Origin of the sequence: Desulfoprunum benzoelyticum, from assembly GCF_014201505.1 — a bacterium.
GTDB classification, from domain to species: Bacteria; Desulfobacterota; Desulfobulbia; order Desulfobulbales; family Desulfocapsaceae; genus Desulfoprunum; species Desulfoprunum benzoelyticum.
Genome location: NZ_JACHEO010000004.1, coordinates 101,653 through 123,059, shown reverse-complemented (window position 1 = coordinate 123,059; position 21,407 = coordinate 101,653). Strand labels below are relative to the sequence as shown.

Here is a 21,407-nt window from a genome sequence, read left to right as displayed (position 1 = left end):
GGTTAATTTCAAAGACCTACTCTGAAGACGGGACAATGGGCTTTCTCGAGCTGGAAAACAGGCGCTTCGTGGTCTTCGGCCTGGCCAACAAAAAATCAGTGGCCTGCGCCATCGCCAGGGCGCTGGCGGCCGAGGGCGCCAAGGTCATCCATGTCGTGCGCACCGAAGAACGGCGGGCGACCGCCCGCAAACTGTTTCCGGGGATGCCGGTGTTTGTCTGCGATGTCGAGGATGAAGCCAATATCATCCGGGTCCGTGACGAGATCGCCGCGGCGATCGGGGCGGAAGGAGGCGGACGGCTGGACGGCATCGTCCATTCCATCGCCTTTGCCAACTACTCGGATGGATTCAAGCCCTTCCACCAGACGATGAAACGGGATTTTCTCCAGGCCGTCGATATCTCATGTTTTTCATTTATCTGTATTGCCAATCATTTCAAAGATCTTCTCGATCCCGATGCGTCAATGTTGACGATCTCCATTTCGACGACGCGGATGGCGGCTGAGAACTACGGCTATATGGCGCCGATCAAGGCGGCGTTGAACTCGTCGCTCTGTTTTCTGGCCCAGAGCTTCTCGTCCTTCTCCCGGATCCGTTTCAACGCCGTCGCCCCCGGCCTGTTGAAGACCTCGGCCTCCGCCGGTATTCCCGGTTATGTCGACAGCTATCTCTTCGCGGAAAAGGTCATTCCCCGCAAACAGGCACTGCGGATCGAGGAGGTGGCGAACACCGCCGCCTTCCTGTTGTCGCGCCGGTCGTCCGGCATCAACGCCCAGGCCATTGTCGTCGATGCCGGCATGGAGATCAACTATTTCGACCGGGAGATCGTCAGCAAGTCTGTCGGCGGCTGAGGGGGCCGGGGAGGGGGGATGATCGCATTCCATGGCGGCAAGGGGAAGTGTAACGGTTGCGACCTGTGCACCGCCGATCTCCGCTGATGCTCCTGCAACCGATCAGGGTGGTGAGGTTGACCGCCCTGCTGCTGGCTATCCTGGTCAGCGACCAGCTGAGCAAGTGGCTGGCCTGGCGTCATCTTGATCCCGCTGCACCGCTATCACTCTTCCATGATACCCTGCGCCTGGCCTATGTCGAGAACAGCGGCGGCTTTCTCGGTCTGCTCGGCGGCCTGCCCGAGGAGTTTCGTTTCCTGCTGTTGATCTGGGGAGTGGCACTGCTGATCGTTCCCGGCATCGTTTATGTCCTGTGGCGGGCATCGCTGCCCCGGTCGATGGCGGTTGCGGCGCTGCTGGTTCTCGGTGGGGGGCTGAGCAATCTGCTCGACCGCCTGCTCCATGACGGTCGGGTGATCGATTTCCTCAATTTCGGTCTCGGCACTTTCCGCACCGGGATCTTCAACCTCGCCGATGTCGCGATCCTGACCGGCTCGTTCGCCCTGGGGGCGATCTGGTTCCAGCGTGGTGGCGAAAACGGCGGCGGTCAGGGACCAGGAGCCGGGTCCGGCAGCCGCCAGTAACGCCGGTTGCGCGGGCTGCCGACCAGGTAGCCCATGATGGCATAGGTCAGCTGGGCGGCTGTGAAGGCGGCGCCGTGCAGGCCGGCCAGCGGCGCGAACTCGACGACGTCGAAGCCGATGCAGACTCGTTCGGCCATGATCCGCTCGATCAGCCACAGTGCCTGGTACCAGCTCAGGCCGCCGGGCACCGGGGTGCCGGTGGCCGGCATGACTGCCGCATCGAGGCCATCGACATCGAAGGTGATATAGACCTTGTCCGGGAAATCCGCCGGCAGGGTGACGGTGCCGATCCCCTGACGCCAGATCGTCTCGGCATCGTAGTAGGCAATGCCGTGGTCGCGGCGGTAGCGCTGTTCCTCCAGACTGTAGCTGCGGGTGCCGAGCTGGAGGATGGGGATGCCCTGCTCGGCGACCCGCCGCATCACGCAGGCGTGGCTGAAGAGCGAGCCCTCGTAGGAGTCGCGCAGGTCGGCGTGGGCGTCGAACTGGATGACCCCGAATCGCTCGTGGGCCTGGCGCAGGGCGGCGATGGCGCCGCTCGTCACCGTATGCTCGCCTCCCAGCAGCACCGGGCATTTGCCCAGGGCCAGGCAGCGGCCGACGGCCGCCTCGATTCGCGACAGGACCAGTGGCGGCGGACCGGCGCAGTCGACCGGGACGGCGGTGTGGATGCCGGCGTCGGCGGGGATGCAGCGGCCGTCGAACAGTTCCAGCTGTGCCGAGGCCTCGAGGATCGCCCGTGGGCCGTGCGCCGTGCCGGTGCCGTATGACACCGATTCCTCGTAGGGGGCCGGGATGACGTGGAAGAGGGCCGATTCCGGGAGCGACGGCGGGACGTCGGTGCCGTGAAAATTGAGGGTCTGGTCACTCATGCCAGGCGGCTCCGGTAGTCGGGGTAGCCGAAGCGGCGGATCAAGGTCAGCCGGTCGGTCGCCGGGCTGCAGCTGTAGAGCGACGGCAGTTCGACTCCGTTGAAGGTGGTGTTCTTGACGAAGGAGTAAAGGGCCATGTCGGCCAGCACCAGCCGGTCGCCGGGGAGCAGCCGGACCGGGAAAGAGTAGTCGCCGATGACGTCGCCGGCCAGGCAGGAGATGCCGCCGAGGCGGTAGGTGTGGGCCAACTCGCCCGGTTGGCCGGCCCCGAGGATGTGGGGCCGGTAGGGCATGGCCAGGACATCGGGCATGTGGGTTTCGGCCGAGCAGTCGAGGATGGCGATATCGATGCCGTTGGAGATGGTGTCGAGGATGGTGGTGACGAAAACCCCGCCGTGCAGCACGACCGCCTCGCCCGGTTCGAGGTAGACGGCGATGCGATCGTGGCGGCGGCGGAAATCGCTGACCGTGGCGCAGAGCAGGTCGAGGTCGTAGTCGTCGCGGGTGATGTGGTGGCCGCCGCCGAAGTTGACCCAGCGCAGCCGCGGCAGCAGGTGGCCGAAGCCCTGCTCGAAGCTGGCCAGGACCCGGACCAGGACATCGGCGTTCTGCTCGCACAGGGCGTGGAAGTGCAGGCCGTCGATGCCGTCAAGGTCGATGCCGTCAAGCCCCGCCGCCGGGATGCCGAAGCGCGACCCCGGCAGGCAGGGGTTGTAGAGATCGATCTCGACCTCGGAGTGGCCGGGGTTGACCCGCAGCCCGACCTCGATCCGCCGGCCGCCGGCGGCGATCGCCTCCCGGTGGCGGCGCCACTGGGCGATCGAGTTGAAGACGATGTGATCGGAGAACCGGATCACCCGCTCCATCTGGGCGGCGGTATAGGCCGGGGCGTAGGTGTGGACCTCGCGGCCGAAGTCCTCGCGACCGAGCTGCGCTTCGATCGGGCCGCTGGCGCAGACCCCGTGCAGGCGGCGGGCGATCAGCGGGAACAGGGCCGGCAGGGCGAAGGCCTTGAGAGCGAGGAGAATCTTGGCCCCGGTCCGCTGCTGCACCTGATCAAGGACCCGGCAGTTGGCGGCGATGACGTCCTCGCTGAGCAGGTAGCAGGGGGTTTCCACCCGATCGGTGAAGGCCTTCGGGAAATCGTGTCGCAACCGCTCGTCCAGGCTCGTCGTCATCGCTCTAATCCGGCAGCTGGCCGTCGAAATCGACGATCTGCCAGGGCAGACCGTAGCGGTTCAGGCAGTCCATGAAGCGGTCGGGGTCGAGCTGCTCGACGTTGTAGACCCCGGCCCCCTGCCACTCGCCGGTCAGCATCATCATCGCCCCGATCATCGCCGGCACCCCGGTGGTGTAGGACACCGCCTGGGCCTGGACCTCGCGGAAGGCCTCGGCGTGGTCGCAGACGTTGTATATATACTTGCGGCTCTGTCTGCCGTCCTTGACCCCGTCGAAGATGCAGCCGATGACTGTCTTGCCGGTGTAGTTGGTGCCGAGCGAACCGGGGTCGGGCAACAGGGCCTTGAGAAAGCGCAAGGGGATGATCTTGTGACCCTCGTAATCGACCGCGTCGATCCGGGTCATGCCGACGTTCTCCAGCACCTTGAGGTGGGTGAGGTAGGCCTGGCCGAAGGTCATCCAGAAACGGATGCGCTTCAGACCATCGATGTGCCTGACCAGTGATTCCATCTCCTCGTGGTAGAGGAGGTAGCTCTCGCGCGGGCCGGCCTCGGGATAATCGAAGCTGAAGTGAACGCAGTTGTCGTCGAGGATCGGCGGAGTCTCGATCCACCGGCCGTCCCGCCAGTGGCGCACGGTCTGGGTGACCTCGCGGATGTTGATCTCCGGGTTGAAGTTGGTGGCGAAGGGATGGCCGTGGTCACCGGCGTTGCAGTCGAGGATGTCGATGGTCTGTATGCTGTCGTAGTGGTGCTTCCGGGCCCAGGAGCAGAAGATGTTGGTGACCCCGGGATCGAAGCCGCAGCCCAGCACCGCCATCAGCCCCTTGTCTCTGAATTTGTCCTGGTAGGCCCACTGCCAGCTGTATTCGAAATGGGCGGAGTCCTGCGGTTCGTAGTTGGCGGTGTCGAGATAGTTGACCCCGCACTCGAGGCAGGCGTCCATGATCGTCAGGTCCTGGTAGGGCAGGGCGACGTTGATCACCAGCTGCGGCTTGACGCCATTGATCAGGGCCACCAGTTGCGGCACGCTGTCAGCGTCGACTTCGGCGGTTTTCACCGTGACGTTGTACAGCTGCTTGATCTCGGCGGCGATGGCGTCGCACTTGGCCCTGGTGCGGCTGGCGACAACGATCTCAGTAAAGACTTCGGGATGCTGGGCGCATTTCTTGGCGACGACGTTGCCGACCCCCCCGGCCCCTATGATCAGTATCCGTGACATGGTCTCCTCCTGTAGTTCGTAATGGTCAGATATCTCTCCGACATCATTCTTTTTCGTAATAGGTGTAGCCGCGCAGGCCCTCGTCGAACTCGTTGAGGATCGACTTGCGCTCCTTGGCGGTGATATAGCCCTTGTGGATCGCGTCCTCGGCGATATGCTTGAGGCGCTTCTTCAGCGACTTGACATCGTACTCGACGTAGGACAGGACGTCGGCGACCGAATCACCCTCCAGTTCCCGGAGAAATTTATAGCTGCCGTTCTCGTTGACATGGATCGACACGACGTTGGTGTCGCCGAAGAGGTTGTGCAGGTCGCCGAGGGTCTCCTGGTAGGCCCCGACCAGGAAGACCCCGATATAGTACTCCTCGTCGTCCTTGAGGTCGTGGAGCATGATGCTGTTCTTCTCGTGCGAGTAGTCCGGAAAGGAATCGATCTTGCCGTCGCAATCGCAGGTGATATCGGAGATGATCGCCGAGCGCGACGGCGGCTCGGTCAGGCGGTGGATCGGCATCACCGGCAGGATCTGATCGATCGCCCAGACGTCGGGCAGCGACTGGAACAGGCTGAAGTTGCCGTAGTAGATGTCGTAGACCAGCCGGTTGATCTCCTTGATCTCCTTCGGGATATGCTCCATGTAGCGGGAAAGTTTGGAGATCTTGATCAGGGTGTGCTGGGCCAGGTTTTCGGCCAGGGCCCGCTCGCGGATGGTGATCTGGCCGTGCTTGAACAGCTGGCGGGCCTGGGTGCGGTAGAACAGGGCGTCGTTGAGGCACTCCTGGATGTTCTTCGGCGACACCATGTCGTAGGCGATCATCAGGTTTTCGAGCAGGTCATTGGTCGATTGCGGGAGCTGTTCCGGGATCGGCGGCGGCATGAAGGAGGAGACGTCGAGGATGTTGAACAGCAGCACCGAGTAGTAGGCGACGATGGCCCGGCCCGACTCGGTGATGATCGTCGGGTGGGGGATGTCGTGGCGCGACAGCACGGTGATGATCGACTCGACGATGTCGCTGCAGTACTCCTCGATCGAGTAGTTGCGGCTCGAGTGGAAGTTGGTGTTGGAGCCGTCGTAGTCGACGGCGAGACCGCCGCCGAGATCGAGGTAGCCCATCTTCGCCCCCTCGTTGACCAGCTCCTCGTAGATGCGGCAGGCCTCCATCGCCCCGGCCCGGATATCGCGGATGTTGGGGATCTGCGAGCCGATATGGTAGTGGAGGAGCTGCAGGCAGTCGAGCATGTTTTCTTCCTTGAGGCGGTCGATGACATCGACGATGTGGGTCATGCCGAGCCCGAAAACGCTGGCGTCGCCGCCCGACTCGGTCCACAGCCCTTCGGCCTGGGTCGACAGTTTGATGCGCAGGCCGAGATTGGGGGCGACCTTGTGGTATTTGGCGCGCTCGATGATCAGCTCGACCTCGCCGGGGACCTCGATGACAAAGAAGACCTGATACCCCATCTTGATCGCATACAGCCCGAGATCGATGAACTCCTCATCCTTATAGCCGTTGCAGATCAGGCAGGCCTTGCGGCTCTTCATCATCGAGATTGCGGCGATCAACTCCGACTTGCTGCCGGCCTCCAGGCCGTGGTTATAGTCCTTGCCGAACTGGGTGATGGCTTCGACGACCTCTTCCTGCTGATTGACCTTGATCGGGAAGACCCCCTTGTACTCGCCTTCGTAGTTGTTTTCCCTGATGACCTTGCGGAAGGTCTCGTGCAACAGCTTGATCTGCGAGCCGAGGATATTCTCGATGCGGAGCAGCACCGGCATGGCCATGCCGCGTTCCTCCACCTCCCTGGCGATCTCGTGCAGACTGATCTTCGGGCCGTGATCGGCGCCGTAGGGGGTGACCACCACATCCCCGTGTTCATCGATGGAAAAGTAACCGGCGCCCCATTTGTCGATTCCGTAGAGCTGTGTGGCCTTTTCTACTGTCCACTGTTCTTTTTTATAAAAATCTTGCCACATGATATATACGTACCTGTTGCGGATAGGGGTAGGGTGAAGGGGGCATGTTGCGGGACACGCAACATTTTCGGGTTGCCAGTAATATGAAAAAAGAACAGAAAGTCAAGGTCTTTTTCAGCACGCCAGGTGATTAGTCTGCGTTGCCGAGGGGTGCGTCCGGAACCGAATAAGAGGATCGCCACCACGGTCAGGTCCGACAGGCATCGCCATCTTTACCAATACGTGCGAGTATACCTTTTTTCTGAGTATTAATCCATGGATCTGCACCGGTTGGCCAGCCATGATCCATGGAGACCGGCGATGACACTGGTGAACGGAGCGATAAAGATTGATCGGTAAAGGAAGGAGCGTGAACCGGCAACTGGCGCCGCTGTGTCAACGACAGGTTGCCTGGTCTTTCTGATCCCGGGGTTGATTATGTGCAGGAGGTCTCGGGCGGTAATGGCAGCGGGAACAAAGAGATGGCGGTCTCCTGTCTTTTACGGTATTGCTTTCGGCAGGTGTTGTAAAGACAGGCTGGTTCATCCGGCAGGAGAAATACGAGCAACGACGAGCAACGGGACGGAGAAGATGAGCGTGGAGATTGCCCTGCGCGACAGGATCATTGTCGCCCTTGATGTTGAGCACCCTGACCTGGCCAGGGAAATGGTGAAGAAATGCGAATCCCGGACCGGCTTTTTCAAGGTCGGGTTGCAGCTCTTTATGGCCGGCTGTTTCGATATCGTCGACTGGCTGGTCGATCGCGGCCACAAGGTCATGCTCGATCTCAAGTTTTTCGACATCCCGGAAACCGTCAGACTGGCGGTCGAACAGGTCAATCGTCGTGGCGTGACCTATGCCACCGTCCATGGCAACGACCCGATTGTCCGCGCCGCCGTAGCGGCGAGGGGGGATATGAAACTGCTCGCCGTCACGGTCCTGACCAGCTTCGGTGAAGAGGATATGCGAGCCATGGGGATGACAGCCACTATCGAGGAACTGGTCTATTACCGGGCAAAAAGGGCTCTGGAACTCGGCTGCGACGGTGTCGTTTCCTCCGGGCTCGAGGCCAGACGGTTGCGGGACGGTCTGGGCGACCGGCTCCTGATCGTCACGCCCGGGATTCGCCCCGGGGCCAATGTCCGGGACGGATCGGATGACCAGAAGCGCATCGTCACCGCCGGCATGGCGATCCGGGGAGGGGCAAGTCATGTGGTCGTCGGCCGGCCGATTACCAGGGCCGAAGATCCGGCCGCGGTCCTGGCGATGATGCAGGAAGATATCGTTGCAGCTATCGGCGGCTGAGTGGGTAAAAGCGGTTTTCCGGCACTTTACTCCATGTCGATGCAGGTTCCGGGTGGAGGCAGAGTCGATTGGATGGCAGTCGGCTTTGGCGGCGACAGCACGGTGATGATGGTCTGGCCGGCGGGCGAGAAAATGTTTCCGGAAACGGGAAATCCTTCAAGCAGGTCGAGAAGACCGACCGGATCGATCCGCCGCAGCAGCGGGTATTGTTGAAAAACCCGGCGGTGCCGGCCGGCAATGGCCATAAGTGCAACGACGCCTGGATAATCGCGGGATGTGCGGTATTCGGCCGTGGCGAACGGAAACTGCTGGCCCCAGTAGTGCGCTACCGGTGCCACTGCGGTCTGGGCAAGGGCCTGCTGCATGCCGAAACTGATGTGCTGACGGTCCGGGGCGGTCGTCGAGGCGGCGATTGTGACGGCGGCGGCCGGCAGATCGGGATGGGGGCGGCCGAAGGGGTAGCTGCGGCAGGATTGGCCTGGCGGATCGATGCGGTAGATGCGGCGGCCCGGGTAGTCGATCAGGATCGTTTCCTTTGGCCCGGCAATCCGGGTCAGATCGTTGGATACCGAGCAGGTGATTACAATTGGCTGGTGCGGGTCACTGCCGGTGCCGGTCTGCTCAATCGTCCATTCGATTTCGGCAGCGGCCGGACCGGCGCCCGCCATGCACCAGGCATGAGCCATGGCGCATGACGAGAGGAAAATGGCGGCCAGACAGAGCAGCGGGCGGTGGCGGAACCGGGTGCCCCCGGATCGGTCAAGGTGCCGGCCGGACCGGTGTTCAGAATAGGTATCCAACTGAAACGAATACCGATGTCTGGCTGCTTTCAGACTCTTCGTCAAGGGTGCCGATCGGGATACCCCAGCCGTATTCCTGGGTCTGGTTGCCGTCGACTTCGATTTTCACGTATTGCAGACCGAGTTCCATGTACAGGGCCGGGGTGAACGTGTATGTACCGGAAATGTCGAGCATGAAGGCGTCTCCATCCATATCGCCGGCGCTGATCTTGCCGCCGTATTCACGGAGCAGATGATGGTCGGTGTCCTCGGCCTCGACGATCGGCGAATAGGCGACACTGCCCTCGAGGGACAGATTGGGACCGACCTGCAGATCCGCCCCGAGCTTGAGATAGGGTATCGAGTAGGTCATGTCGTAGGTAATGCCGACCCGGCCGTCCCCGTAGTAGTCGAATCCTGGAAGTCCTGACGGTGAATTCTGGTACAGGGGTTTCGCCTCGTAATCGAAATCCTGATACAGATAGCCGACCCCGGCATACACTGCCAGCCCGTTGCGGCGGAGGAACGACCACTCGATATCGGCATCGAAGATGAAGGCGTCGAAACTGGAGATCTCCGATTCGGAGTAGATATCGAGGCGGGAAGGGTGCGCGGGGGTCATCCAGTCGGAATCTTCCATATCGTCGCCGGGGGTGCTCACGTCCTTTTTAATCGTGGCGTTGATGCGCCACTCGTCGTTGAAGGCGATCCGGCCGTCAATCCTGGCCAGCCAGAAATCAAGGGGCCAGACCAGTTCGCTGAGCGGGAAATAGCCCTGGTACACGACACCAGCGGGATCGACTACCGGGTAGCCAATCCGGTAGGTGGTGTCGCCGGACATCAATTCGGGGCCGATCGACAGCGAATAGTTCGCGGTATTGGCCGACGTCACCGGGGCCTGTGCGGGACTGCTTACCGGTCCTGCTCCAGCTCCCAGAACCGCACCGTCCGATGCGGTCGCCGTCCCTGCGCCGGCCGCCATAATCACCCCAAGTCCGAAGGCGATAATCCTGTTGTTCGTCAGCATTTGCATAGGTGGTTCCTCTGATTTTGTTGGGGTAGCGTTGTGAAGAGACGGTGGAAATCACGACCCCGCGCCCGCTCATTCCCGGTGGCGGAAATTCTGAATCGATCAACCTGAGAATATTCTAGCTACTTTTACCTATCCGGAAAAGGAAAAACCGGTCCAGTGATCGAGGCAGGATTGCCGTGATGGCCCGGTGTGGATGCAACTCTTTGTTGTCATTGGTAAATAAATGGTATGTCGATGAAATCAATCGATAGATTTCTCCGGCGGCGCCGATCAGGAATTTTCCTCGTGGCCGCTGTTGACCGACCTTACCCTGTCCTCCATCCTGCCGAGATTCCAGGTTCTGCGCAGCAGCTGAAGCCCGGTGTGGTTGGTCAGGTCGAGATGGATGGGGGTGATGGAGACGAGTCCCTTGCGGATGGCGGCGACATCGGTGTCTTCGCCATGGTCCCGGAGCGGGGTGCCGCCGCCGATCCAGTAGTGGCGTCGACCCCAGGGGTCGAAGGTCTCCTGGATGCTGTTCTCCCACAACCGCCTCCCCTGCCGGGTGATTTCCATTCCCGCGCACGCCTTTCCTGCCGGAATGTTGATATTGAGCAGGGTGTTGTCCGGCAGTCCGTCGGTCAGGACCGCTTCCGCCAGCATGATCGCGATACGCATGGCGAGGGAATAGTCGTACGGTGGTTCGCCGACCAGGGAGAACGCCACCGAGGGGATGCCGTACATTGTGCCCTCGATGGCGGCCGAGACCGTGCCGGAGTAGGAGATATCGTCGCCGAGGTTCGGTCCGGGGTTGATCCCCGACACCAGCAGATCGGGTTTTGTCTCGAGCAGCTTGCCGAGGCCGATCACGACACAGTCGGTCGGGGTCCCGTCGAGGGTATAGGTGTCCTGCCCCCGTCGGCGGATGCGCAGGGGACGATTCATCGTCAGGGCGTGGGAAACGGCGGAATTGTCGCGTTCCGGCGCGACCATGATCGTGCGGCCGACTGCGGTCATGGCGTCCCGCAGCGCCACGATGCCGGGACTGTCGATCCCGTCGTCGTTGGTGACCATGATCAAGGGCATGGCAGGTGTGATTGGCATGATTTGATACCCCCTTGTGGGGAGAAGGTTGTTCAGGACGTGGTGGCGGTGGCTTTCCTCGCCGCAACCTCGGCCTCGATGATCCGCCAGAATGACTGGACGACCGGGTTGCGCCGACTCCGGGCCAGGGTGCAGGCGCCGACACGGAACGGTTCGAGCTCCGGCGTGACCGCGAGGATGGCGACCTGGTCCTGCTGGGGACTCTTGTCGAGAACGAGCCGGGGAACGATGCCGACCCCGCAACCCATGCCTACCATGGCGATGATGGCCTCGTTGCCGGCTACCTGGGAATAGATGTTGGGCTGGATGCCCTTCTCGCTGAACCAGCGATCGGCCCGCTGCCGGCTCAGGCCGCGTTCGGCCACGATCAGCGGGGTCTGCTGCCAATCGATGGAACCATGGTCATAGACCACCGAATCCGGGAAATGACTGGGACGAATGAAGATCAGCGGGGTCCGGATAATCTCGATGAACTCCAAAGACTCCGGCAGGTGATCCGGCAGGGCGGCGATCGCGATGTCGGCCTCGCCGTTCTGCAGCTTGCCGATCGCCATCGCCGCATCGCCGGTCTGGAGGTGAATCAGGACCTCGGGGTGGGCCTTGCGGAAGCGGGAAAAAATGTCCGGGAGGATACTGAGAATGGCCGTCACCGAACAGTAGAGGGAGATCTCGCCGGCGAGGGTGTTGTTCCCGGCGAGACTGGCCTGCAGCTTGCTCCAGTGCTGGATCGCCTCTTCGGCATACTCCCGGAAGATCATGCCCGCCGGGGTGAGACTGACCGACCGTCGATCACGGAGCAGCAGCTGACGGCCCAACTCGTTCTCGAGGCGCTGAACGGTCCGGGTGAGGCCGGATGGCGTGATATTGCAGGCCTGGCTGGTCCGGCCGAAATGGAGCGAACGGGCCAGATGCCTGAAGATTTTCAGTTCATGAATATCCATCGGCGATGGGACGGGCAGGTGGGGATTTTCTGTTGCGAGAGATGCAATACAGTATCACGAACAAATCACTTGACGCAATAGATCTTTGCCAATATATCCTCTTGACAGGTATGATCCCTGGCAGTGACCGAAAATTATCCAAAAACGAGGAGATAAAAACATGAGTACCAACTATTTCAATACCCTGCCGCTGCGTCGGCAACTGGAGGAGCTGTCCCAGTGCCGGTTCATGGACGCCTCCGAGTTCAACGGCGTCGAGGCCTTGAAAGGAAAGAAGATTGTCATCGTCGGCTGTGGCGCCCAGGGGCTCAACCAGGGACTCAATCTCCGCGACAGCGGTCTCGATGTCGCCTATGCCCTGCGTGATAATGCAATTGCCGAAAAGCGGCAGTCGTGGAAGAACGCCACCGACAACAACTTCAAGGTCGGGACCTACCAGGAATTGATCCCGAAGGCCGATCTGGTGATCAACCTCACCCCCGACAAGCAGCACAGCAAGGTGATAGCGGCGGTCATGCCGCTGATGAAGAAGGGGGCCTGCCTGTCCTACTCGCACGGTTTCAACATCGTCGAGGAGGGGATGAAGATCCGCGACGACCTGACGGTCATCATGATGGCCCCGAAGGCCCCCGGGACCGAGGTCCGGGAGGAGTATAAACGCGGCTTCGGCGTGCCGACCCTGATTGCCGTCCATGGCGAGAACGATCCGCGGGGCGAGGGATGGGAACTGGCCAAAGCCTACTGCTGCGGTACCGGCGGCGACCGGGCCGGGGTCCTGCAATCGTCGTTTATCGCCGAGGTCAAGTCCGACCTCATGGGTGAGCAGACTATCCTCTGCGGTATGCTGCAGGCCGGTTCGCTGCTCTGCTACGACAAGATGATCGAAAAGGGCATCGATTCCGGCTATGCCTCGAAACTGGTGCAGAACGGCTGGGAGATCGTCACCGAGGCCCTGAAGCACGGCGGTATCACCAATATGATGGATCGTCTGTCGAACCCGGCGAAGATCAGTGCCTTCTACCTGGCCGAGGACCTCAAAGAGATTCTCAAGCCGTTGTTTGAGAAGCACATGGACGACATCATGTCGGGCAAATTTTCGAAGACGATGATGAAGGACTGGGACAACGACGACGTCAAACTGTTGAAATGGAGAAAAGAATCACGTGAAACCGCCTTCGAGAGGGCGGTCTCGATGACGACCGGCATCCCCGAGCAGGAGTACTTCGACCACGGCATCCTGATGATCGCCATGGTCAAGGCCGGTGTCGAGCTGGCCTTCGACACGATGGTCTCGGCTGGGATCAAGGAAGAGTCGGCGTATTACGAATCGCTCCACGAGGTGCCGCTGATCGCCAATACCATCGCCCGCAAAAAACTGTACGAAATGAACGTCGTCATCTCCGATACCGCCGAATACGGCAATTATCTGTTCGCCCATGCCGCGGTGCCGCTGCTGAAGGACTTCATGAAGACCCTCGACACCGATGTCATCGGCAGCGGTCTGGAGTTGCAGGACTGCGGAGTCGACAATATCGAACTGATCCAGGTCAATGAGGCGATCCGCTATACCACCGTCGAGGCCGTCGGCGAGGAACTGCGTTCGCATATGCGGTCGATGAAGTCGATCTTCTGACAACACGACAGTTTTTCACATCACCATCACTTGCTGATGCCCGGAAAAGGAGCCTGGATCCTTTCCGGGCATTTTTTTTGAGAGGAATTTGATTCCTTCAGCAAGTTGTTATGAAATTGTCAGATTGTTTCTCTATCCTCCCATGGTTTCAGGAGATAGATCTGAAGACGGGATATGCAGCTTCATTCTCGGATTCTCCTCTCATATTTCCTGAAATCCCTTCCTGGCCGGGATTGTGTGTAATGGGTGCGGTGCTGTAAACAAGGAGATCAATTCAGAGGACAATTTTATGAACAGAATGACGACGGTTGTTGCGATACTGCTTTCCCTGATGGTCGTATTCTCATTTTCTCCGGCAATGGCTGCGGGCAATGATGACAGGCAACAGGTGGCTACGGAGGAGGCAAAGCCGGAAGTTTCGGCCAAGATCAATATCAACACGGCGGATGTCGAGGCGCTGACGACAATACCCGGTATCGGGCCGAAGACCGCAGAGGCCATTGTCGCTTATCGCAACGACAAGGGACAGTTCAAGAAGGTTGATGACCTGATCGAGGTCAAAGGGATTGGAGAGAAAAAGCTGGAGCAGATCCGTCCCTACGTCCAGAATATCTAAGATTCTTCTGCCCCGGCGGATGGGGGCGGTCCTGTCCGTCGGGCTTGTATCGACTTCGACCCGTGTCGATTTCAAGGCTGTCAGCTCTGCGCCGGCGCCTTCCTGTGTCTTTCGGCTGCCAACGGCAGAGAAAGGCCCAGCCCTGCCGTAGATCAACCTGTCGCCATTCTGATCGGCTTGGCAGACGATGCGTCTTTCCGGCTGCATGATGATCACATCCGCAAAGGTCGTTTTCAACTCCCGCTTTACCACCAGCCGTCGGCAGTCGGTTTCGTCGGCAGCTCCCGATGACTGTTTTCTCACCGCAAGTATCACTCCTGACTGGTAGAAAGCCACACCGACTCCGGACGATGTTCCGGATTTCACCCACCGTCATTGCCGGAGCCAGGGCATTGCCTTCCGCTGATACAGGGTTGATATAATTTTGACGCTCTTTCGGCGCTATCAGGAAGTGTGCTATACTGGGGCAAGGGCCGGTAGAGGCCCGGTCGGTTGGAGACGAAAAGCGATCAACAGGGAGGCGATGTCCATGTCCTGTTTGCTATGGCGGTCGTGGCAGGAGGATGGAATCCGCAAACATGTGGGGGGGAGGATGGCGTATGGGTAAAAAAATTTCTGCGATCCTGGTGCCGACCGATTATTCCAACTGTACCGGTGAAGCAATCAGCTGGGCGGTGGCCCTCGCCGCACCGTTGAGTGCCGACCTCCTGCTTCTGCACGTCATTCGCCGTGAAACAGCCGATGAAATGCTTTCCATTCCCGGGATGTCATGGGAAATGATTGTGCGACAGGAGGAAAAGGCGCTGGTCGAGATGTTCAGGACCTGGATGACGGAAGAGGGAGAGATTTCTCTGTTGCGGGAAACGCTTGTCACCGTCGGCGAACCGGTGGAAAAGATTGTCACTACCGCCTTCGAACGGCAGGTGGATCTTATCGTCATACCGACTTACGGCCGCAAGGACTCTCCGGAGGAAGGCGTCAGTGTCAGCGATCGGGTGGTGCGGATGGCGACCTGCCCGGTGATGACGATCCAGGCAGCCTGCTGCGAGGACCCATGTTTCTGAGCGATCGATTTGAGCCGGGCTTATAGAGGCCCCCGCCCCCCTGTCGTCCCATCACCGCGTCTACAGGCATGACGATGGAAAACACGATCTTCGTCGTCGAAATCCATGGTTGATGGGAACCACCGTCGGCATCACTGTATTTAGCAAGAGCACACGTCAGGAGATACGGTCGGATAATCCGGAAGAAAATCTGACCTTACCCTCCGCTTCCTGTTGTCTGGCGCCGGCGAGACAGACATCCGGCCGATTGACCGTCACAACCGGGAGGGTCGCCGATAGAGCAATCCATCCGGGGCAATAACCTCGATACGCAGGTTGGGGAATGGAATTTCTGTGACCTGTGGACCGTTATGCGGTAAAAGATTATGTTCGACAACGCTTTCCTCGACGGCAAAATCGGGACCAGATCCTCTTCAGCGATGATGATTCTTCTCACAGCACTTTTGGGCAGTCTGTTAACGGCGCTCCAGGCCGTACTTATCCTTTTTACCGGTGATGCCATCTGCATCGGTGATGGCTGCAGGATCGTCGAAAACCTGACGACAGTTCCCCCGCTCGTCTTTCATCTTGCCGGCCTCGTTTTCTTTCAGGCCATTTTCTGGGGAATGCTGTTGGAGAAAAAAAATCCCGGCACGGTCATGAAGGCGATGAAGGTGGTCCTCCTTGCCGGCATGGCCTGTGAGGGAGTTCTTGTCTCCTTTCAGTTTTACATCTCGGAATCATTCTGTCTGTACTGCGTGGTGATTCTGGCGCTGATTGTTTTCCTGAACCTTGCGGTCGGGACCAGACAGGTCGGCACCGGTCTTTTGATATTAGCCAGCGTCTTCGTCGTTTTTTCCGGTCTGCAGTTCAAATCAGCCGCTGCCGGCCAGGCCGAGGACACCTCCCTGACGGCAGGGACGTACGGCTTGCGCCCAGGGACGGAGCCGGGACCGAAGATTTCCCTCTTTTTCTCCTCCTCTTGCCTGTACTGCGAGAAAATCATTGCGACCCTGAAGGAGCGGCATGGCTGCACGGTCCGCTTTCAACCGGTCGATCGCATCCCGGGATTCGATTTTCCCGGCCTGCAACCGGCCCCTTCCTATTCTCCGGAGGTCAACCGCAATTTCCTCCGGACACTCGACATCGACGAGATCCCTGTCCTGCTGGCGAAAGATGCCGACGGTATCCTGATCTTGAAAGGAGAAGGGCCGATTCGCGGCTATCTTGATCGGAACTGTCCGCAGGACCAGCCTGCTGACAATGCCGCCGGCTCTGCGCCGGGGATGACTGGTGAGCGATTCATCCCCCAACCGGCGGACGATTCCTGTTCCGCCTTCGACGGGTGTGAGGAGAGTACGTCACGTCAACCCGCCGGTACGGCCTGGTAGGCACTTCATAGATACTGGATACTCCCGGATCAGGTATGACCTACATTCTCGGCATGCTGGCCATCGCGGTCTTTGCCGTCACCGGCGTGGTCGCCGGCGGCAGAAAGGGCATGGATATTCTTACCATCGTCATCCTCGGCAATGTAACGGCTATTGGCGGCGGCACCTTGCGCGATATCATCCTCGATGTCAACCCGATCTACTGGATTGCCGATCTCACCTATCTCTGGGTGTCGACCGGCGCCTCCATCGCCGCGTTCTTTCTGGTTCCGAAAATAAGCAGAACCTTCCGGCTGCTCGAATATGCCGATGGGCTCGGATTGGCGATGTTTGCGGTGCTGGCGACCGAAAAAACATTGTTACTGGGATTTTCCGGTCCGGTGGCAGTACTGATGGGCATGATCACTGGCATCTCCGGCGGTATGCTGCGCGATATCCTGACGGCCCGGATGCCGCTGCTCTTCGGCCGTGAGCTCTATGCCACCCCGGTCATCGTCGGTTGCTCGTTGTATGTCGTCTGTCACGGCTCGGTTGGTGCCGGTTGGTATGATCAACTTTTTGCTATTTCAGTGATTTTCGCCTTCAGGGCCGCTGCCATCCGGTGGGGATTGTATTATCCCGGTTGGCTGACCTACACTGGAAACAGGTGAAAAATTCCTGCTTGTATTCTGAAAGACTATTTGTTAAAGGTTGAAATGGGCGTCACAGCCGGCTCGTAAAGGCGGGCCGGACCTCCGGCGCTTTTCCCTCCTCTGGTGCTTTGGGTGATACCTACGTCAGCCTGGCAGGTAGCAGACCGCGTAATCTTGTTATCCTTCGTCACCATTATGTGTTAGACGCGTCTCTTGCCGGCAGTCAGCTGTGAGCCGGCGTCAGACTCGAACGGACCCATTATCAGCATCATCTGTGAGAGCAAACATGACACTGACAATTACCGCCCAGACTATTTCAATCACATCGATCGAGCAACTCAACGAGCTCAGCGGCGAAAACGTGAAACTCTGCATGCAGTGTGCGACCTGCACCGGTATGTGTCCGATGACGGCGGAGATGGACCTTTCCCCCCGCACGGTCATGCACCTGGTTCAGTTCGGGATGCTGGACAGGCTCGGCGACAGCAATACCTGCTGGAAGTGTGCCTCCTGCCATGCCTGTACGGTGAAATGCCCGCGGGGTATCGATATCGCCAAGGTGATGGAGGCCCTCAGACAACATGTGCTGCGTACCAACAGGAACTATATCGAGCCATCGGCGCTGCCGGCGGAGAGGATCGCCGAACTTCCTCAGATCGCCTTGGTCGCCGCTTTCAGAAAACTGACGAGTTAAGGGAGACCCATGAAAATCAGCTATTATCCCGGATGTACCCTGAAATCCAAGGCCGCCAATCTCGAGGCGGCGGCGGTGGCCGCTCTCGCGACCCTCGGTATCGACGTGGAAGAGATCGACAGGTGGAACTGCTGCGGTGCGGTTTTTTCATTGACGGCCGATGACCTCATTCATCAGGTCGGACCGGTGCGTAACCTGGTCCGGGCGAAGGAACAGGGCGCGACGCAGCTGGTGACCCTGTGTTCGATGTGCTACAACACCCTTGCCCGGGCCAACCGGATCATGCGCGATGACGCGGTGAAACGGGACACCATCAACCGTTTCATGGACGAGGAGATCGATTACGCCGGCGAGGTGGAAGTTGTCCACTTGCTGACCTTTCTCGAGCGCGAGGTCGGCTGGCAGAAGATACGGGAGAAGGTCAAGGTACCCTTGGAGGGGCTGCGGGTGGCCCCATATTACGGTTGCACCCTGCAGCGCCCCGCCGATGTCGGTATCGAGCCGTTCGGCAGTTTCCATCTGATGACCGGGCTGCTCGAGGCCCTCGGGGCGACGGTGACACCGTTCGCTGCGGCCGACACATGTTGCGGTTCCTACCAGGTGCTGAACGGTGAGGCCGGGGCGAGGAGTACCGCGGCGGTCATTCTCGACAATGCGGCGGCCTCCGGAGCCGAGGCCCTGGCGACCAGCTGCCCGCTGTGCGAATACAACCTCGGCAAGCAGCAGGGACGGCTGCTGGAGGCGGGGCAGATCACCACGGCGGTGCCGACCTTCTATTTCACCCAGCTGCTGGCGGTGGCCCTGGGTGTGGCCCCGGAATCCTGTCTGTTCGATCTTAACTCTGCGGCATCGCTTGATCTGCTGAAAACCAAGAACTGCCTGGTCGCTGCCTGAGCGGCGTGACGCCGGTTTCCGGCAATACCGGGATATCATCGAGATACTGGAGAAACGACAATGTGTGACGCTGACAACACGACGACGAAGAAGACCATCCGTGTGGCGACCGGCGACCGGGCGATCCTGCCGGAAGGGGCGAAGACGATTCCGATCTACATCATGGGCAAGAAGTACGATGTGCCGGAGACCCTGACCATCATGAAGGCGATGGAGTTTGCCGGCTTCAAGTTCCTGCGCGGCGCCGGCTGCCGCGGCGGCATCTGCGGCGCCTGCCCGACCGTCTACCGGATGGCCGGCGACTACAAGCTCCACTACGGCCTGGCCTGCCAGACGGTGGTGGAGGCCAACATGTACCTGGCCCAGATCCCGTTCTTCCCGGCCAACCGCGCCGAATACAACATCGAGGAGATCGGCGGCGCCGCCGAGGCCATCCACGCCCTCTATCCCGAGCTGTTCCGCTGCGTCGCCTGCAACCTCTGTACCAAGGCCTGCCCGATGGATGTCGATGTCCTCGGCTACATCTCGGCGCTGAAGCAGGGCAACATCAAGAAGGCGGCGCAACTGTCCTTCGACTGCATCCAGTGCGGCCTCTGCGCCAGCCGCTGCATGGGCGAGATCCCGCAGTACCATATCGCCCAGCTGGCCCGCCGGGTCTACGGCCGCTACATCCAGCCGCGGGCCGAGCACCTGGCGAAGCGGGTGGAGGAAATCGAATCCGGCAAGTACGATGCCATGCTCCAGGACCTGAGTGCGATGAGCAAGGAGGAGCTGGAGAAATGTTATGTCGAGCGGGAACGGGAACCGGATATGACCGCCCCCGGCGCCTGGCAGCCCAAAGAGACCCGCTACCTGTAGAAGCACCGATAATCGTCTGGGATCAAGGAGAACGACAATGGCATATACCCCGGAAATGAAGGAACTGATCAAGAGAGTTGAGGCGACCCGTCCCGAACGGCTCGCCCGGGCCCGTCGCGGCGAGAACTATCCGGCCCTGACCATGGCCGAGCGCGAGGAGGTGCTGAGCAAATACCATCCCGACTACCAGTCCGACGCCAAGCGAACGGTCCAGGTCGGACCGAACAAGGGCGACACCTTCCAGGAAGGCGTGGCCCGGCTGCTGGAATCACGCTCCATCGTCAGACCGGACAAGGTCAACCTGAGCACGGTCGATTTCGACACCGACGTCCTGGTGCTCGGCGGCGGCGGGGCCGGGACTTCGGCGGCGATCATGGCCAGCCAGGGCGGTTGCCGGGTCATCATCGCCACCAAGCTGCGCCACGGCGATTCGAACACGATCATGGCCGAAGGCGGCATCCAGGGGGCGACCCAGGAGTGCGACTCGCCCTATTATCACTACCTCGACACCATCGGCGGCGGCCATTTCACCAACCAGCGCGACCTGGTGGCGGCCCTGGCCCACGATGCACCCTTGTCGATCGCCTGGCTCGAGAGCCTGGGGATGATCTTCAACAAGCTGCCCGACGGCCGGATGGACTCCCGCCACTTCGGCGGCTCCAGCCGCAAGCGGATGCAGTCGGCCGGCGACATGACCGGGGCCGAGATCATGCGGGTCATCCGCGACGAGGTCCGCAACCGCTCGAATCTGATCACCACCCTCGAGTTCCATCCGGCGGTGGAGCTGCTGCTCGACGAGGAGGGCAAGTGTGCCGGCGCCATCCTGATGAACATGGAGACCCGCGAGTTCTCCATCGTCCGGGCCAAGGCGGTGGTCATCGCCACCGGCGGCTTCGGCCGTCTCCATATCAAGGGCTTCGCCACCACCAATCACTACGGGGCGACGATGGACGGAGTGGTCATGGCCTACCGGGCCGGGGTCGGCAACAAATGCCTGCACTCGACCCAGTACCATCCCACCGGGGTCGCCTATCCCGAGCAGAACGTCGGTCTGCTGATCACCGAGAAGGTCCGCGGCCTCGGCGCCCACGTCCTCAACATCGACGGCGAGCAGTTCTGCTTCCCGCTCGAGCCGCGTGACGTCGAGTCGGCCGAGCTGATCCGCGAGGCGATGGATGTCGGCAAGGGCATCATCACCCCGACCGGCCGGGTCGGCCTCTGGCTCGACTCGCCGATGATCGAGGAGCTGCACGGACCGGGCACGGTCAAGAAGGAACTGCCGGCCAAGTTCATCCAGTTCGAGCGCCACGGCATCGACATCAGCAAGGAGCCGATGCTGGTCTACCCGACCCTGCACTACCAGAATGGCGGCATCAACGTCAACGGCGATTCCGAGACGATCATCCCCGGGCTGTACGGCGCCGGCGAGGCGATCGGCGGCGTCCACGGCGAGAACCGGCTGATGGGCAACAGTCTCCAGGACATCATCACCTTCGGCCGCCGGGCCGGACGGAATGCCGCCAGCTACATCCAGGGCGGCGTCACCCTCAAGGGGCTGACCCTCGACCATGTGGTCAAGTTCGAGAAGGAACTGGCCGAGGCCGGTATAGAGGACCCGGCGATCGCCCCGATCCTGCTGCCCGACTACGCCACCGAAGAGGTCGTCGAGCGGCGCTGGACCGAGGCCCTGACCGACCGGGCCGCCCTCCGCTGAACGGCGGCGGACAATCCGACATACGCAAAGCCGTCCCGCCGCCAGGCCGGACGGCTTTTCATTTTCAGGCTTCCGAGGAATCGGACTCGAATACCGC

20 protein-coding genes are annotated in these 21,407 nt (G+C 60.5%); 12 read left to right on the top strand and 8 right to left on the bottom strand.

The genetic code is table 11. The features are described 5' to 3' along the window. The first annotated feature begins 35 nt into the window (after positions 1-35). Complete coding sequence (locus HNQ81_RS05815; protein ID WP_183349262.1) at positions 36-851, top strand: enoyl-ACP reductase FabI; 816 nt, start codon at positions 36-38, stop codon at positions 849-851. Between the two features lie 86 nt (positions 852-937). After that, entirely contained in the window at positions 938-1,474 is a 537-nt protein-coding gene (lspA, locus tag HNQ81_RS05810; protein ID WP_183349260.1) for a signal peptidase II, read from the top strand. Here the strand turns inward: lspA and speB are convergent. From speB to speA, 4 genes are read right to left on the bottom strand one after another with little or no spacing between them, the layout of a single operon-like run. Next, a complete protein-coding gene (gene speB / locus HNQ81_RS05805) occupies positions 1,438-2,346 on the bottom strand; it encodes an agmatinase (RefSeq protein WP_183349258.1) in 909 nt (302 codons plus the stop codon). The genes lspA and speB overlap by 37 nt on opposite strands. Then, positions 2,343-3,524, bottom strand: a complete 1,182-nt coding sequence (gene nspC, locus HNQ81_RS05800) for a carboxynorspermidine decarboxylase (RefSeq protein ID WP_183349256.1) — start codon at positions 3,522-3,524, stop codon at positions 2,343-2,345. Before nspC ends, speB begins: the two co-directional genes overlap by 4 nt. 4 nt (positions 3,525-3,528) lie before the next feature. Continuing rightward, positions 3,529-4,746 (bottom strand): saccharopine dehydrogenase family protein, encoded by a 1,218-nt coding sequence (locus HNQ81_RS05795; RefSeq protein WP_183349254.1) that lies wholly within the window; start codon positions 4,744-4,746, stop codon positions 3,529-3,531. A gap of 43 nt (positions 4,747-4,789) precedes the next feature. Further along, positions 4,790-6,715 carry a biosynthetic arginine decarboxylase gene (speA, locus tag HNQ81_RS05790; RefSeq protein WP_183349252.1) on the bottom strand — a complete coding sequence of 642 codons (1,926 nt, stop codon included), beginning with the start codon at positions 6,713-6,715 and terminating at the stop codon, positions 4,790-4,792. A gap of 570 nt (positions 6,716-7,285) precedes the next feature. On the opposite strand from speA, the gene pyrF reads away from it, so the two are divergent. Continuing rightward, positions 7,286-7,999, top strand: a complete 714-nt coding sequence (gene pyrF, locus HNQ81_RS05785; RefSeq protein WP_183349250.1) for an orotidine-5'-phosphate decarboxylase — start codon at positions 7,286-7,288, stop codon at positions 7,997-7,999. Between the two features lie 26 nt (positions 8,000-8,025). Here pyrF and HNQ81_RS05780 read toward each other — a convergent pair whose 3' ends face one another. From HNQ81_RS05780 to ilvY, 4 genes are all read right to left on the bottom strand, one after another. Continuing rightward, on the bottom strand, positions 8,026-8,799 hold the full coding sequence (locus tag HNQ81_RS05780) for a hypothetical protein (RefSeq protein WP_183349248.1): 774 nt from the start codon (positions 8,797-8,799) through the stop codon (positions 8,026-8,028). Further along, positions 8,783-9,811, bottom strand: coding sequence for an omptin family outer membrane protease (locus tag HNQ81_RS05775; RefSeq protein ID WP_183349246.1), 1,029 nt, complete (start codon positions 9,809-9,811; stop codon positions 8,783-8,785). The genes HNQ81_RS05780 and HNQ81_RS05775 overlap by 17 nt, the downstream gene beginning before the upstream one ends. 270 nt (positions 9,812-10,081) lie before the next feature. After that, entirely contained in the window at positions 10,082-10,894 is an 813-nt protein-coding gene (gene surE, locus HNQ81_RS05770; RefSeq protein WP_240191651.1) for a 5'/3'-nucleotidase SurE, read from the bottom strand. Positions 10,895-10,926: 32 nt separating this feature from the next. Next, positions 10,927-11,835: an HTH-type transcriptional activator IlvY gene (ilvY, locus tag HNQ81_RS05765; protein ID WP_183349243.1), complete on the bottom strand. Its 909-nt coding sequence runs from the start codon at positions 11,833-11,835 to the stop codon at positions 10,927-10,929. 160 nt (positions 11,836-11,995) lie between these two features. Here ilvY and ilvC point away from each other — a divergent pair, with 160 nt between their 5' ends. The 9 genes from ilvC (at position 11,996) to HNQ81_RS05720 (ending at position 21,310) form a co-directional block, all read left to right on the top strand. Next, complete coding sequence (ilvC, locus tag HNQ81_RS05760; RefSeq protein WP_183349241.1) at positions 11,996-13,468, top strand: ketol-acid reductoisomerase; 1,473 nt, start codon at positions 11,996-11,998, stop codon at positions 13,466-13,468. 289 nt (positions 13,469-13,757) lie between these two features. Continuing rightward, positions 13,758-14,084, top strand: a complete 327-nt coding sequence (locus HNQ81_RS05755; protein WP_183349240.1) for a ComEA family DNA-binding protein — start codon at positions 13,758-13,760, stop codon at positions 14,082-14,084. Positions 14,085-14,683: 599 nt separating this feature from the next. Then, positions 14,684-15,148 carry a universal stress protein gene (locus tag HNQ81_RS05750; protein WP_183349239.1) on the top strand — a complete coding sequence of 155 codons (465 nt, stop codon included), beginning with the start codon at positions 14,684-14,686 and terminating at the stop codon, positions 15,146-15,148. A gap of 365 nt (positions 15,149-15,513) precedes the next feature. After that, entirely contained in the window at positions 15,514-16,518 is a 1,005-nt protein-coding gene (locus HNQ81_RS05745; protein ID WP_183349238.1) for a vitamin K epoxide reductase family protein, read from the top strand. Between the two features lie 35 nt (positions 16,519-16,553). Next, a complete protein-coding gene (locus HNQ81_RS05740; protein WP_183349237.1) occupies positions 16,554-17,168 on the top strand; it encodes a trimeric intracellular cation channel family protein in 615 nt (204 codons plus the stop codon). Between the two features lie 268 nt (positions 17,169-17,436). Then, entirely contained in the window at positions 17,437-17,844 is a 408-nt protein-coding gene (locus HNQ81_RS05735) for a 4Fe-4S dicluster domain-containing protein (protein WP_183349236.1), read from the top strand. Between the two features lie 9 nt (positions 17,845-17,853). Next, entirely contained in the window at positions 17,854-18,738 is an 885-nt protein-coding gene (locus HNQ81_RS05730; protein WP_183349234.1) for a heterodisulfide reductase-related iron-sulfur binding cluster, read from the top strand. 60 nt (positions 18,739-18,798) lie between these two features. Then, on the top strand, positions 18,799-19,596 hold the full coding sequence (locus HNQ81_RS05725) for a 2Fe-2S iron-sulfur cluster binding domain-containing protein (RefSeq protein ID WP_183349232.1): 798 nt from the start codon (positions 18,799-18,801) through the stop codon (positions 19,594-19,596). 37 nt (positions 19,597-19,633) lie between these two features. Further along, the gene (locus HNQ81_RS05720; protein WP_183349230.1) at positions 19,634-21,310 is read left to right on the top strand and encodes an FAD-binding protein; all 1,677 of its coding nucleotides are present in this window, start codon (positions 19,634-19,636) and stop codon (positions 21,308-21,310) included. Positions 21,311-21,407: the final 97 nt, after the last annotated feature.

What these genes read in the sequence shown, in the direction of transcription:
- HNQ81_RS05815 (WP_183349262.1), top strand. Translation starts at nt 36, where the DNA reads ATGGGCTTTCTCGAGCTGGAAAACAGGCGCTTCGTGGTCTTCGGCCTG.
- lspA (WP_183349260.1), top strand. Translation starts at nt 938, where the DNA reads ATGCTCCTGCAACCGATCAGGGTGGTGAGGTTGACCGCCCTGCTGCTG.
- speB (WP_183349258.1), bottom strand. Translation starts at nt 2,346, where the DNA reads ATGAGTGACCAGACCCTCAATTTTCACGGCACCGACGTCCCGCCGTCG.
- nspC (WP_183349256.1), bottom strand. Translation starts at nt 3,524, where the DNA reads ATGACGACGAGCCTGGACGAGCGGTTGCGACACGATTTCCCGAAGGCC.
- HNQ81_RS05795 (WP_183349254.1), bottom strand. Translation starts at nt 4,746, where the DNA reads ATGTCACGGATACTGATCATAGGGGCCGGGGGGGTCGGCAACGTCGTC.
- speA (WP_183349252.1), bottom strand. Translation starts at nt 6,715, where the DNA reads ATGTGGCAAGATTTTTATAAAAAAGAACAGTGGACAGTAGAAAAGGCC.
- pyrF (WP_183349250.1), top strand. Translation starts at nt 7,286, where the DNA reads ATGAGCGTGGAGATTGCCCTGCGCGACAGGATCATTGTCGCCCTTGAT.
- HNQ81_RS05775 (WP_183349246.1), bottom strand. Translation starts at nt 9,811, where the DNA reads ATGCAAATGCTGACGAACAACAGGATTATCGCCTTCGGACTTGGGGTG.
- surE (WP_240191651.1), bottom strand. Translation starts at nt 10,894, where the DNA reads ATGCCAATCACACCTGCCATGCCCTTGATCATGGTCACCAACGACGAC.
- ilvY (WP_183349243.1), bottom strand. Translation starts at nt 11,835, where the DNA reads ATGGATATTCATGAACTGAAAATCTTCAGGCATCTGGCCCGTTCGCTC.
- ilvC (WP_183349241.1), top strand. Translation starts at nt 11,996, where the DNA reads ATGAGTACCAACTATTTCAATACCCTGCCGCTGCGTCGGCAACTGGAG.
- HNQ81_RS05755 (WP_183349240.1), top strand. Translation starts at nt 13,758, where the DNA reads ATGAACAGAATGACGACGGTTGTTGCGATACTGCTTTCCCTGATGGTC.
- HNQ81_RS05750 (WP_183349239.1), top strand. Translation starts at nt 14,684, where the DNA reads ATGGGTAAAAAAATTTCTGCGATCCTGGTGCCGACCGATTATTCCAAC.
- HNQ81_RS05745 (WP_183349238.1), top strand. Translation starts at nt 15,514, where the DNA reads ATGTTCGACAACGCTTTCCTCGACGGCAAAATCGGGACCAGATCCTCT.
- HNQ81_RS05740 (WP_183349237.1), top strand. Translation starts at nt 16,554, where the DNA reads ATGACCTACATTCTCGGCATGCTGGCCATCGCGGTCTTTGCCGTCACC.
- HNQ81_RS05735 (WP_183349236.1), top strand. Translation starts at nt 17,437, where the DNA reads ATGACACTGACAATTACCGCCCAGACTATTTCAATCACATCGATCGAG.
- HNQ81_RS05730 (WP_183349234.1), top strand. Translation starts at nt 17,854, where the DNA reads ATGAAAATCAGCTATTATCCCGGATGTACCCTGAAATCCAAGGCCGCC.
- HNQ81_RS05725 (WP_183349232.1), top strand. Translation starts at nt 18,799, where the DNA reads ATGTGTGACGCTGACAACACGACGACGAAGAAGACCATCCGTGTGGCG.
- HNQ81_RS05720 (WP_183349230.1), top strand. Translation starts at nt 19,634, where the DNA reads ATGGCATATACCCCGGAAATGAAGGAACTGATCAAGAGAGTTGAGGCG.